Source organism: Streptomyces sp. NPDC001828 (assembly GCF_042892175.1).
Taxonomy (GTDB): domain Bacteria; phylum Actinomycetota; class Actinomycetes; order Streptomycetales; family Streptomycetaceae; genus Streptomyces.
The window spans coordinates 256,423-268,496 of record NZ_JBIATV010000004.1 but is presented as its reverse complement, the minus strand read 5'-3'; the positions used below and the strand labels follow the sequence as shown (position 1 = coordinate 268,496).

General features: G+C 72.7%; 10 protein-coding genes. 1 reads left to right on the top strand and 9 read right to left on the bottom strand.

The annotated features are described in order from the left end of the window. Window positions 1–200 precede the first annotated feature (200 nt). Window positions 201–980, bottom strand: a complete 780-nt coding sequence (locus tag ACFYZA_RS15430; protein ID WP_388490714.1) for an NAD(P)H-dependent oxidoreductase — start codon at window positions 978–980, stop codon at window positions 201–203. Between the two features lie 165 nt (window positions 981–1,145). Here ACFYZA_RS15430 and ACFYZA_RS15425 point away from each other — a divergent pair, with 165 nt between their 5' ends. Next, the gene (locus ACFYZA_RS15425) at window positions 1,146–2,093 is read left to right on the top strand and encodes a helix-turn-helix transcriptional regulator (RefSeq protein ID WP_382585068.1); all 948 of its coding nucleotides are present in this window, start codon (window positions 1,146–1,148) and stop codon (window positions 2,091–2,093) included. 230 nt (window positions 2,094–2,323) lie between these two features. On the opposite strand, the gene ACFYZA_RS15420 is transcribed toward ACFYZA_RS15425, so the two are convergent. Genes ACFYZA_RS15420 through ACFYZA_RS15385 form a run of 8 tightly spaced genes read right to left on the bottom strand, consistent with a single transcriptional unit; the run spans window position 2,324 to window position 12,051 of the window. Next, entirely contained in the window at window positions 2,324–3,418 is a 1,095-nt protein-coding gene (locus ACFYZA_RS15420) for an alpha-hydroxy acid oxidase (RefSeq protein ID WP_388490712.1), read from the bottom strand. Continuing rightward, window positions 3,415–4,671, bottom strand: a complete 1,257-nt coding sequence (locus ACFYZA_RS15415) for an ATP-grasp domain-containing protein (protein WP_388490710.1) — start codon at window positions 4,669–4,671, stop codon at window positions 3,415–3,417. Before ACFYZA_RS15415 ends, ACFYZA_RS15420 begins: the two co-directional genes overlap by 4 nt. A 38-nt stretch (window positions 4,672–4,709) precedes the next feature. After that, window positions 4,710–5,630 carry a branched-chain amino acid transaminase gene (locus ACFYZA_RS15410; protein WP_388490709.1) on the bottom strand — a complete coding sequence of 307 codons (921 nt, stop codon included), beginning with the start codon at window positions 5,628–5,630 and terminating at the stop codon, window positions 4,710–4,712. Beyond that, window positions 5,627–6,889 carry a GNAT family N-acetyltransferase gene (locus ACFYZA_RS15405; RefSeq protein ID WP_388490706.1) on the bottom strand — a complete coding sequence of 421 codons (1,263 nt, stop codon included), beginning with the start codon at window positions 6,887–6,889 and terminating at the stop codon, window positions 5,627–5,629. The genes ACFYZA_RS15410 and ACFYZA_RS15405 overlap by 4 nt, the downstream gene beginning before the upstream one ends. Next, complete coding sequence (locus ACFYZA_RS15400; RefSeq protein WP_388490703.1) at window positions 6,886–8,148, bottom strand: acetyl-CoA carboxylase biotin carboxylase subunit family protein; 1,263 nt, start codon at window positions 8,146–8,148, stop codon at window positions 6,886–6,888. Before ACFYZA_RS15400 ends, ACFYZA_RS15405 begins: the two co-directional genes overlap by 4 nt. Further along, a complete protein-coding gene (locus ACFYZA_RS15395; protein WP_388490701.1) occupies window positions 8,145–9,248 on the bottom strand; it encodes an Ldh family oxidoreductase in 1,104 nt (367 codons plus the stop codon). The genes ACFYZA_RS15400 and ACFYZA_RS15395 overlap by 4 nt, the downstream gene beginning before the upstream one ends. Further along, window positions 9,245–10,744 carry a GNAT family N-acetyltransferase gene (locus tag ACFYZA_RS15390; RefSeq protein WP_388490698.1) on the bottom strand — a complete coding sequence of 500 codons (1,500 nt, stop codon included), beginning with the start codon at window positions 10,742–10,744 and terminating at the stop codon, window positions 9,245–9,247. Before ACFYZA_RS15390 ends, ACFYZA_RS15395 begins: the two co-directional genes overlap by 4 nt. Continuing rightward, window positions 10,741–12,051 carry a KamA family radical SAM protein gene (locus tag ACFYZA_RS15385; protein WP_382585044.1) on the bottom strand — a complete coding sequence of 437 codons (1,311 nt, stop codon included), beginning with the start codon at window positions 12,049–12,051 and terminating at the stop codon, window positions 10,741–10,743. Before ACFYZA_RS15385 ends, ACFYZA_RS15390 begins: the two co-directional genes overlap by 4 nt. Window positions 12,052–12,074 lie beyond the last annotated feature (23 nt).

Here is a 12,074-nt window from a genome sequence, read left to right as displayed (position 1 = left end):
GGGCGCGGCACCACGCGAGAGCGTTGGAGAGCACGAGTCCACACTGCCCACCTACGTGCCGAATATCCCTTCGCGCCCTTCACGGGCGTTTCGACGACGTACGGCACGCACGGCACGCAGGTGTCCGGGAGAAACGAGCGGGTGCGGCGTCCTCTCCCCCGGCCTCGTCCTCTCCCCCGACCTCGTCCCCTCCCCCGGCCTCATCCCCGCACATGCAGCCCGAACCCGCTGCGCCCCACCGGCTCAAGGCCCTGCCTGAGGTGCAGGGAGGGGATCTCGTAGTCGCCGGAGTTCTGCCGCCGGAACGCGATCGGCTCGGTCGAGTCCAGAGTGAGCAGGCGCTGCTCCCACGCCTTGGCAAGGCTCGGGTAGTCCTCTTCGGTCAGCCGGTCGGCGCCGTACACGACGAACGGCGGGAGCGACTCGATGCCCGGGTAGTAAAGGATGCCGTGGTGGATCGGGAACAGCAGGTCCTCGATGGGGCCGTTGATCCCCCGGGCGGCGTAGTGCGACCGCGGGCCGCCGATGGTCACCGACAACAGCGCCCTGCGGCCGGCGAGGGTGCCCTCGCCGAAGCGCTCGCCGTACTTGGTCTCGCTGTGCTCGCCGACTCCGTAGGCGAAGCGGTGGGTGAACACCCGGTCCACCCAGCCCTTGAGGATCGCGGGCATCGCGTACCACCACAGCGGGAACTGGAAGATGACCGTGTCCGCCCACAGCAGCTTCTCCTGCTCGGCGCGCACGTCCGGGGTGAGCGTCCCGGCCTCGAAGGCCCGGCCCGAGTCACGGGCGACCCGCAACGGGCTTGAGGCGTCGGCCCCGTAGTCCCCGGCGTCCACGACGGCCTTCCAGCCCATCGCGTACAGATCGCTCACCCGGACCTCGTGTCCGGCGCCCTCCAGCGTGGACACCGCGAGGTCCTTCAGTGAGCCGTTGAGCGACTTCGGCTCCGGATGGGCATGGACGATCAGCGTCTTCATGGGAACTCCTTCGGATCGGCCGGCTTGGGGATGTCATCGATCCTGCGCGCCGCGTCGCCCGGTGTTCAGGGGCGGGCCTTCCGTCGGACCGAGCTTCCTGGTAACGGACTTCCTGGTAACGGCAGGGCCACCCTTACGAGCCGCGATCGCGGACATACTCGGGGCATGGACGATCTTGCGAGCTTCCTGCGGACCCGCCGTGCCCGGGTCGACCCGGCAGCCGTCGACATCCCCACCGACAGCCGCCGCCGGGTCGAAGGGCTGCGCCGCGAAGAGGTCGCGCACCTGTCCGGGGTGAGCGTCGACTACTACGTACGGCTGGAACAGGGCCGCGCGACCCAGCCCTCGGAACAGGTCCTCGACGCGCTGGCCGGCGTCCTCGGCCTCGACGAGACCGAGCGCGGGCACCTCTACCGGCTCGCGCGGCAGCGTCGCCGCCGCGCGAAGGCGCCGGGCGGGCGGGTCCGGCCGGAGGTGCTGCGCGTCCTCGACCTGGTCCCCGACGCACCCGCGCTGATCATGGACTACCGGCTGGACGTACTCGCCGGGAACCGCCTCGCCGGGCTGCTCTACGGCCGGCCCATGCCGGGCTTCAACACGGCCCGGCACATCTTCCTGGAGGAGGCCGAGCGCGGCTTCTACGTCGACTGGGAGAAATGCACCCTCGACGTGGTCGGGCACCTGCGCCTGGCGGCCGGCAAGTACCCCGAGGACCCTCGACTCGCCTCGCTCATCGGCGAGTTGGCGATGGGCAGCGAGCGGTTCCGCCGCCTGTGGGCCCGCGCGGACGTACGGGCCCGCACCCATGGCCGCAAGGCGTACCGGCACCCGCTGGTCGGCCTGTTGGAGCTGCACCAGGAGAACTTCGCACTGCCGGACGGGTCGGGCAGGGAACTGCTGGTGCTGTCCGCGCCCCCCGAAAGCCCCACCGAGGACGGGCTGCGCCTGCTCGCGGGACTGGGCGCGGACAGTGACGACGAGTCCGACATCACAGCCCCACAGGGGAACCCCCGGCTGACAGATCCACTCGGAGCGGGAAAGATCAGGTCTCATGAACCCCGCAGAGACAATCCATCCACCGATCTACGAACGTCTGGTCCGCGAACGCGGTGACGTCCTGGCCGAAACCCGTACGGTGGCCGAGCAGGCCCAGCACGAGGCGCGACAGGCGCTGGACTGGAGCGGGGTGCGGCGCTCTCACGAGAGAAGGCAAGAAAGTTCGTTCTCCGCCTTCGGCTGAGCGGCCTTCTGCCGAGCGGCCTTCGGCTGAGGGCAAGGACCGGGTACCGGATACGTCCGGTACCCGTCGTGGATGAACCTGGCAGGGCCCCGGGCGGTGGCGCTCACCACACCGGGCGTACGAGGTCCGGGGTCAGGGACGCCAGGCCGGGGGCGCCCAGCAGGGCGAGAGCCAGTTCCGTCTCCCGGTGCAGGGCGCGCAGGGCGGCGGTGACGCCCTCGGCGCCGTCGGCCGCCAGCCCCCAGACGTAGGGGCGTCCGATCGCCACGGCGTCCGCGCCGAGCGCCAGTGCCTTCACCACATCGGTGCCACGGCGGATGCCTCCGTCGACGATCACCGGCACCCGGCCCGCCACCGCGTCGGCGACGGCGGGCAGCATGGTGAGGGGAGCGATCGCCGTATCGAGGTTGCGGCCGCCGTGGTTGGACATCCACACCCCGATTCCGGACTCGGCGGCCCGGCGGGCGTCATCGGGGCGCACGACGCCCTTCGCCAGGACCGGCAGTCCGGAGACCGTGCGCAGCCATTCGAGGTCGGCCCAGCCTACGCCCGGGTCGATCCGCGGGTCGTGGATGCCCCGGTGCGCGGGGTCGGGGCCGTCCTGGTCGGGTGACGCTCCAACACCGGCCAGATTGGCGGGAGTTCCGTGGGAGGGGAGCGCGAATCCGTTGCGCAGGTCCCGTTCCCGCAGCCCGGTGACCGGGGTGTCGACGGTGACGACGCAGGCGGTGGCTCCGGCCGCCCGGGCCCGTCGCACCAGGTCCTCGGTGAGCGCCCGGTCCCTTTGCACATAGAGCTGGAACCACCACGGTCCGGTGGCCGCGGCGCCGATCTCCTCCAGCGTCAGGGTGGAGAAGGTGCTCACCGTGGTGAGCGCTCCCGCGACGGCGGCGCCCCGTACGGTGGCCGCTTCCGCCTCGGGGTGGAACAGGCCGTGCGAGGCCGTCGGGGCGAGCAGTACCGGCGAGAGGAGTTCGGTGCCGTAGAGGGTGCTGCGGGTGTCCACGCCCGACGTGCCGGTGAGGACGCGGGGCAGCAGGGCCAGCCGCTCGTACGCCTCGGCGTTCCAGCGGACCGTCCGTTCGTCCGCGGCGCCGCCCTCCAGGTAGTCGTAGGCGGCGGCCGGCAGCACCTCGCGGGCGGCGTCGTGGAAGTCGGCCAGGGTTATGCGCCCGGGGCGCGGCGGGGCGGTCGTCACAGCGCTCCTTGGTCCGCGACGCGGACGCGCAGGTGGAAGGTGAGACGGTCGATCGCCTCCCGGGCGGCGGACAGGGCCTCTTCGGCGGTCGGCGCCACCGCGCGGGCGTGGGCGACCCGCGATTCGGAGGATTCCAGGGTGCCGATGGTGGCGTCGGCGGAGACCAGCGACTGCACTTCCGTGACGCCGGGCACCTCACGGGCCTCGTCGAGGCCCGTGGTCGTGGCGAGCACTCCGGGGGCCGGCAGGGCGGCGAACCAGATCGCCGAGCTGCGAGGGGTGCGCGGTTCGGCGAGGGTGGCGCGGATGCCGGGCAGGACCTGCTCGCCGAGGGTGTGCCGGATGAGGCAGTCGGCGATGTCGACGCCGGTCACGTCGTGGGCCAGGGCCGGGATTTCGTCGCCGCCCATGCGCACATGTGTCTCGATCACCTGGGGCCCGGCGTCACCGAGGACGACCTCGGTGTGGGTGGCCCCGTTCTCGATGCCGAGGGCGTTCAGGATCCGTTCCACGTAGTCGTGGACCTGCTTCTGCTGGGCGGGGCCGAGCGGGGCGGGGCTCACGTGGCCCAGTTCGACGAAGTTCACCGGATCCGAGTACTTGCGGGTGATCGCGACGATCTGGTGGTCGCCCGCCTCCGAGAAGGCCTCGACGCTGAACTGGGGGCCCTCGTGGAACTGTTCCACCAGGACCTCGGTGCCGTGGAGGTCCCCCAGTTCGCCACTGGCGCGTGCGAAGGCGGCGGGGGCCTCCTCGATGTCGCGGACCAGGGCGATGCCCTTGCTGAAGGAGCCGCCGGCCGGCTTCACGATGCAGGGGGTGCCGTGCGCGGCGAGGAACGCCCGCAGTTCGTCGGCGTCGGAGACCGAGGCCGAGGCGGTGGAGTCGACTCCGGCCTCGCGCAGCCGGACCCGCATCGCGTACTTGTCGTGCACGAGGGCGACGGTGTTCGGGGAGTGCGCGGCGAGCCCCAGCGCCTGGCCGACGGCCGCGCACTTGTCCTGGTCGCGTTCGCCGAAGGCCACGATCCGGGTGAACGGGTCGCGGGCGTGGACGGCCTCGGCGAGTTCGACCCATTCGTCGGCCGGGGCTTCGGGGCGCACCCCGATGATCCGGGTGTGTTCCGTCGTCTCACGGAGTCTGGAGAGGTAGTCCAGACGGCAGATGACGCTAGTCCGGGTGCCGGGCCGGGAGCGGCGCAGACGGGTGGGGAGGTCTCGGCCGCTGCCGATGACCAGGACGTGCTCGGACATGCAGGTTCACCTCGTCGGGAGTGGGTGTGCGGGGCTTCTCACAGGTGGGCGAGCCAGTCGTGGGGGTCGTCCGTGCGGCCGTGGACCACGTCCTGGAAGGCCTGGCGCAGTTGCCGGGTGATGGGTCCGCAGCCGGCCTCGGCGACGGGGCGGTCGTCGACGGAGGCGATCGGGACGATCTCGGCGGCGGTGCCGGTGAGGAACGCCTCGTCGGCGACGTAGAGCTCACTGCGGGTCAGGCTCTGCTCCCGCACCTCGTGGCCGAGGTCGCGGGCGAGCGTGATGACGGTGTCCCGGGTGATGCCGGGCAGGATGTTGTCACTGACCGGCGGGGTGACGATGACCTCGTTCCGTACCGCGAAGACGTTGGCCGCGGACGCTTCGGCCACGTGTCCGGCGGGGGTGAGCATCAGGGCGTCGTCGTAGCCGGCGCGGACCGCGGCGACCTTGGCCAGTGCGGAGTTGACGTAGGCGCCGGTGGCCTTGGCCAGTGGCGGCACCGCGTGGACGCCGTTGCGCTGCCAGCTGCTGACCATCAGTCGGCAGCCCTCCTGCTCGGCCTTCTCGCCCAGGTACGAGCCCCAGGGCCAGGCCGCGATGGCGACCCGCGCGCTGTCGAGGCGGGGGGCGACGCCCATGGTGCCGTATTCGAGGTAGACCAGGGGGCGCAGGTATCCGCTCTCCAGGCCGGTGCGGCGCAGGAGTTCGAGGCTCGCCTCGGTGAGTTCGTCGACGGTGAAGCCCGGATCCATGAGGTAGACGCGGGCCGAGTCGTGCAGGCGCTGGAGGTGTTCCCGCAGGCGGAAGACGGCGGGGCCCCGGTCCGTCGGGTAGGCGCGGATGCCTTCGTAGACGCCCCATCCGTAGTGCAGGCTGGGGGTCAGGACGTGCACCTGGGCCTGGTCCCAGGGGACGAACTTGCCGTCCATCCAGATGTCGCTGGTGGGCGTGAGCTTCATCGTGCGGCTCCGTAAAGCGTGGGTGAGGGCGGGGTGGGACGGGACGGAAGGGGGGTGGCCGGGCCGCCGACGCGTTCGAGGCGGCGCTCGATGCTGCGCGACTGGAGGTCCAGCACATCGCGGTAGGTCGCGTTGTCCGGCCCCTGGAAGGCGAACCAGCCCCAGCGGGGCTGGAGTTCACAGCCCCGCTGGAACTTGGCCTCGTAGGTGGCGAGCCCGTAGTGGATGCGGCGGATGCCGTTCGCCAGGGCCCAGCGGGTGGACTCGTGATAGGTGAGGGCGAGGTAACAGCCCGCGGCCTCGGGGGCGAAGCCCACCGTGCGCAGGAAGAGCGAGTCGCCCGCCCTGAGGTACAGCGCGAAGCCCAGCATCCGGTCTTCGTGGACGGCGCCGAGGACGACGCACGACGTTCCGACCTCTTCCCGCAGGGCATCGAAGTCGCGGCGTACGCGCTCGTACCCTCCGGGCAGACCGTACTTCTCGCGGTGCGCCACCTGGAGGTCGATCACCGTGTCGTCGAGGGCCGCGGGGCCGACGGTGGCCACGGCACGGAAGCCGTCCTGCTCGAACTGGCCTACTTCCTTGCGCAGTTGCCTGCGGCGGCGGCTGCTGAGCCCGGCCACGTAACTCTCCCAGTCGTCCGCGTTCAACTGGTGCACGGCGTCGGCTCCGAGGAGGGCCGCGTGATATCCGGCGCGGGTGGCCGAGGCGTCCACGTCCTCGGCCTCGGGCTCGCCCACGTACAGCAACGCGGTGCTGCGGCAGCCCAGTTGGGCCGCCGCCTGCTGAACGAGGGCGGGGAGTGCGGCCATCACCGCACGGCGCTGCTGTGGGGAGCGCCCCTGGGCATGCGCGACGCCGTGGTGGTTGCCGAAGGTGGCGAGGGCGAGCGAGGGGTAGTGGTCGGCGCGGTCCTCGGGCAGGGAGGCGGTCAGCCGGTCCCAGTGCTCGCGTTCGGCCGGGTCGAGGAGTTCGGGTTCGGCCATGGGCGAGGCGGTGCCGGCCAGGCGCGGGGCGTCGTAGAAGAGCAGGCCGCCGGCCCGGGGGGTGAGGAGCAGCGTGGCGAGTGCCACCGGCCTTTCCCCTTCGAGCACTTGGAGGCAGTGGGTGTCGTGGAGGTCGGTGCGCGCGGTGAAGCGCAGCCATCGGGGGTCGTCCCAGATGAGGTCCGCGTCGTCGTGGCCGCTGATGTCTTCCGGCGCGAGCAGGCGGGCCGTGTACGGGCCGTCCTGGAGCGTGGCCGTCGACGTCGCGGTCATCGCGCGCCTCCTTCGGCCGGTCCGGATCCGGCCGCGACCGGGACGGGCTCGTCGGCGTCCTCCCAGCCGAAGCCCGCGCCGACCAGCTGCGCGGTGGCGTCGAGCCTGCCGTCGAGGGCGGCGGGGTCCGGGTCGGTCACCACCCAGGTGGCGAGGAAGTCGCCGGATTTGCGCAGCCGGTAGCGCTCCCCGCTCCAGTCGTCGCCGACCTCGGTGTTGAGGGCGAAGTCCTGTGCTCCGGGAGGTGCTTCGGGCAGCCGAAGGACCCGGCCGTGGCGCGGCGGGATACCGCAGAAGGCGGCGCGCGGGGCGGTGCTCGCGTGATCCCGTACGGTGTCGAGCGCGACGGGCAGCCCGCACTCCACGCGGGCCCACAGTTCCCTCGGGTCGGTGCCGAGGATGTGGCGGAGCATGGCCGGGATGGGGCCGCCGCCGATGCGGGCCGCCACCTCGCACAGCACGATCCGGCCCTCGTCGGTGACGAAGAACTCGGCGTGCGCGCAGATGGTGTCGGGCGAGGGCAGCGCGTCGATCAGGCGCCATGTCTCGCCGACCAGGCGCTCGTGGAGCGGATCGGCCGGGTCGAGGTTGCGGGAGCCGAGCGGGGCGTCGTCCCAGTGGGTCAGACAGCCGGCTCCGGTGTAGCGGGAGGCGACGGCCGCGACGTGCTTGCCCTCCACCCGGAAGACGTCGACGTGGTGCAGGGCGCCCTCGATGAACTCCTCGACCTCGTAGGCACCGCCCGCGACGGGACCGGCGAGGGCGTGCGCCTGGCCGGGTGCGTCGAGCACGTGCACGCCCGAGGATCCGGAGCCGCTCCTCGGTTTGACGACGACGCGGCCGGGGTGGGCGGCCATGAAGTCCGTGATGCCCCGCACATCGGCGACGGGCGCGTAGGCGGGCACGGGTATGCCCGCGGTGCGCGCGTACTGCTTCATGAGGACCTTGTCGCGGTACGCGGCGGCCGCCGTGGTGTCGAGGCCGGGGAGCCCCAACTCCCTTCGCAGCAGGGCGGCTCGCTCGACGTCGGCCTCGGCGAGGGCCAGCACGGCCCGGGGGCGGTGCCTGCGGGCGGCTTCGCGGGCGGCGGCGAGCACGGCGTCGTCGCTCGTGTAGTCGGCGACGGTGACGACCTCCGCGAAGCCGGGGCCGACGGAGGCGCCGGCGGCGGTGACCGCGACGAGCCGGCCCGCCTCCTCCGGCAGCCACTGCGCGAACGGCAGCCCGGCCTGTCGCGGGCTGATCAGTACGAGGATCACGCGGAGACCTCCTGCGGCCCGGCGACGCCGAGGCGTGCGGCCAGCTCGTCGAGAGCCGCCGCGGTGCCCGCGTCCAGGGGGATGCCGTGTGTCTCCCGGTGCTGCTCGTGGGCGCGTTGGGGGTCGCCGGGGGCCAGCACCGGCCGGTCCGTCGCCGGGGTCGAGGTGCGCACCGTGGTCAGCAGGTCCTTCAGCCCGGTGGCGAAGGTGTCCGTGCCGGTGAACGCGGCCGGGTCGAGGGCGAGCACCAGGTGCCCGATGCCACGGCTCTCGCCCGGGCTGCCCGCGCCGACCTGGGAGAGCCGCCAGTCCGGTGCGCCGCCGGTGAGGACGGCGCCGAGCAGGGTGACCGCCATGGCAAGGCCCTGGCCCTTGTAGCCGCCCAACGGGGAGAGCGCGTACGCCTCGTCGGGGTGCGCGGTGGGCCGCCCCTGGAGGTCGGTCGCCCAGCCGCTGTCCAGGTCGCGGCCCTCGGTCCGGCGCTGCTTCACCTCGCCGAAGCAGACCTGGCTGGTCGCCATGTCCAGGGCGAATTCCTCGTCGCCGCCGCCCGCCGCCACGCTGATGGGGTTGGTGCCGAACAGCGGCTCGACGCCTCCGTACGGCGCCACCCTGGAGGCGGCCGAGGTGACGGCGATGCCCACCAGGCCCGCGCGGGCCAGAGTGCGCGTGTAGACGGAGGCCGCGCCGAAGTGGTTGGAGTTGCGGACGCCGACGGCGGCGACCCCGAACCGCGCGGCCCGTTCGGCGGCGAGCCGTGCGGCCGAGAGCCCGGCCAGTACGCCGAGGGCGCCGTCGGCGTCCAGGAGCAGTCCGGCACCGCGGTCCCGCACGACGGCCGGGGCCGCCGTCGCCTTGGCCACTCCGGTGGACAGCTCCGCGAGGTACTGCGGGAGCAGGCGCAGGCCGTGCGTGTCGATGCCGCGCAGCGATGTGGTGACCAGCGCGTCCGCCACCTGCTCCGCCTCGGCCGCGGGCAGGCCCCGCTCGGTGAGTGCCGCCCGGGCGAGGGTGCGTGCCCGTGCCGCGTGGATCGTGCGGCCCGTGGCGGGCGGGGCGGCCTCGGCGTGGGGTGTCCCGGTCGGTTCTTCGGTGATCAACGGGTGCTCCTGTGCACGAAGTGGTTGAGGCCGGTCTCCGGCAGGTCGAGGGGCCGGCCGAGGACGTCGAAGCCGTGCTTGCGGTAGAAGCCGATGGCCGCGTCGGGGACGTGGCCCCACACGGTGTCGGCGCCGTCGAGGGCGGCGAGGGTGAGGGCGGTGCGCAGGAGCGCGGTGCCCGCGCCGGTGCCCCGTACCTCGTCGAGCGTGGCCATGCCGGACAGGCGCCGACCGCGGCCGGGCCGTGCCTTCGGCACGGTGTGTCCGGCCGGCGGGTCCTCGGCGTACAGGGAGGCGGCGCCCACCGTGCGGCCCCGCAGCAGAGCGGCGAGGTGGCGGGTGTCGGGGTGCTCGTCCCGCGCGTCCGTGGTTCCCGGCGGGACGGTCGTGGAGCTCGGCACCTCCCGGCGGACCGGGTGCAGGCGGGCGGCCGGGACCTGGTGGACGTACCAGCCGTGGGCCGCGGGGTCCGGGAGGTAGCCGGAGCCGGGGCGGTCGGGCAGGTCGACGCGGCCCGTGCCGTCGAGCGTGAGGCCGTGTCCGGTGTCCACCGCGAGCAGGTCGACCACGTCGACGTCGAGGTGGTCGACCAGACCGCCGAGGTGCGCGGTGGCGGAGACACCGGCGGCGGACTCGGGCATGCAGCCGAGCATGGTGACCAGGCCGCGTTCCCGGGCCGCTCGCAGCAGTGCGAGGGCCGGGGTGATGCCGCCCGACTTCATGGGCTTGACGTTGATGCCGTGGAAGGCGACGGCGCAGGCGTCCAGGTCGGCCGGGGAGGTGATGCTCTCGTCGGCGATGACGGGGATCGGGCTGAGTTCCTTGAGGGCTCGGGCGTCGTCCCAGGCGGCGCGCGGGTAGGGCTGCTCGATCAGCGTCACCCCGAGGCTGTGCAGGTCCGGCAGGGCGGGAACGAGCCGGGCCGGTGCCCAGCCGCAGTTGCCGTCGATGAGGAAGGGCGCGTCCGTCTCGCGGCGCAGCTCCCGCAGGATCCCCAGGTCGCCGGGGTCGGCGAGTTTGACCTTGTACGCGTGCCAGCCCGGCCGTTCACGCAGTTTGCCGAGCATCGCCTCGGGGGTGTCGAGGCCGATGCTGTAGCTGGAGCGCAGGCCCTGCGGCCGGTCCAGGCCGAGGGACTTCCACAGCGGGACCCCGAGCAGGCGGGCCCGCAGGTCGTGGATCGCGGAGTCGAGCGCCGCGAGCACGAAGGGGGACGCGGGCAGCGCCGCGGCGAGCCGGCGCCAGACCGCGTCGGCGCCGCCGGGTCCATCGAGGTCCAACTCGGCGAGCAGGGGCGCCGTCCGCCGCAGATCGGCGTGCATCCGGTCCAGGCCGGAGTTGTAGTGGTCCGTCATGAAACAGGACGCCTCGCCGTAGCCGGACACGCCGTCCTGCTCGGCCTCGACGATCACGGTGCGCGTCATAGGGATGGCCTCCCGCGCGGAACGCCACAAGTGACGCTGCGTCAGGGCGGTTTCGTGCGCGGTGATCCTCACAGTTCGCCCGCAGGCGACGGTTGGGGCGCCTCGGCGTCCTTCGCTCCGGGGAACCAGGAGCCCAGGGCGGGGCGCAGGTCGTCGAACCACTCCGCCTTCGGGTCGTACTGGGCGAAGAACTGCCGTCCCACCAGCCGGGAGTCGCGGGCCTGGAGCAACCGCAGCGAGAAGACCCGCTCCCCCGCGACGGTGCTGACGGAGTCGAGGAGCACCTTTCCGGGAGAGGCCGACATCACCGGGCCACGGGCGGAGCGGGCAAGGCCCGAGACCCCTCGGATGGCGTCGTTGTAGATGTCGAGGGCCTTGGCGAGCGGGACTCCGAAGTAGCTGCGGGCACCGGTGTCCCGCTCGACGAACATGTAGTACGGCACGACGCCCAGCTCCACGAGCTGCTGCCACATCCGGGACCAGTCGTCGGCCCGGTCGTTGACGTGGGCGATCAGCGGAGCCTGGGCGCGGATCACCGCGCCGGTCGACCGCACGCGGGCGATGGCCTCCCGCACGACGGGGGTCTCCAGCTCCCTGGGGTGGGAGAAGTGCGCCATCACCGCGACGTGGCGGCCGGCCGCGACACAGCGTTCCAGCAGCCGCAGCAGCTCATCGGCGTCGGCGTCGGAGGTGAACCGGGCCGGCCAGTACGAGAGCGCCTTGGTTCCGAAGCGCAGGGTGCGCACGCTCTCCATGGCCGGGTCGAGCAGCGGCTCGATCCAGCGCTTCAGGACCGCCGTCTTCATGATCATCGGGTCGCCGCCGGTGAACAGGACGTCGGTCACCTCGCGGTGGGCCGCCAGGTAGCCCGTGAGGTCGGCGGGCGAGCGCAGGGCCTGCCGGAGTTCGGCCACGCCGACGAACTGGGCCCAGCGGAAGCAGTATCCGCAGTACGCGTGGCAGGTCTGCCCCTGGGAGGGGAAGACGAGGAGGGTCTCGGCGTACTTGTGCTGGAGCCCGTCGAGCCTGCGTCCGTCCAGGGTCGGCACATTGGCCTCGAGCTGGTCGCCCGGGTGCGGGTTGAGGAGTTCCTGGGCGTCGGCGGCGGCCTTGCGCAGGACATCGCGCGGCGCGCCGCTGTCGTGGAGCGCCGCGATGCCGTCGAACACCTCCGGCGGCAGCATGTCGCGGTGCGGGAAGGTGAGCCGGAAGATCGGGTCGTCGGGCGCCGCCGACCAGTCGATGAGCTGGTCGGCGACGTACTCGTTCACTTTGAAGGGCAGCACGGAGGAGACGACCCGCAGGTCGCGCAGGTACTCGTCGGACATCCCGCGGTCGGCAGCGAGCGCCGCCAGGCGTTCGTGGGAGTAGGTCTTCACACGGAATCCTCAAAGGTCCTCGG

Coding starts and splice junctions, on each gene's coding strand:
- ACFYZA_RS15415 (WP_388490710.1), bottom strand. CDS start 4,671: ATGTCCGAGCACGTCCTGGTCATCGGCAGCGGCCGAGACCTCCCCACC.
- ACFYZA_RS15405 (WP_388490706.1), bottom strand. CDS start 6,889: ATGACCGCGACGTCGACGGCCACGCTCCAGGACGGCCCGTACACGGCC.
- ACFYZA_RS15430 (WP_388490714.1), bottom strand. CDS start 980: ATGAAGACGCTGATCGTCCATGCCCATCCGGAGCCGAAGTCGCTCAAC.
- ACFYZA_RS15410 (WP_388490709.1), bottom strand. CDS start 5,630: ATGAAGCTCACGCCCACCAGCGACATCTGGATGGACGGCAAGTTCGTC.
- ACFYZA_RS15425 (WP_382585068.1), top strand. CDS start 1,146: ATGGACGATCTTGCGAGCTTCCTGCGGACCCGCCGTGCCCGGGTCGAC.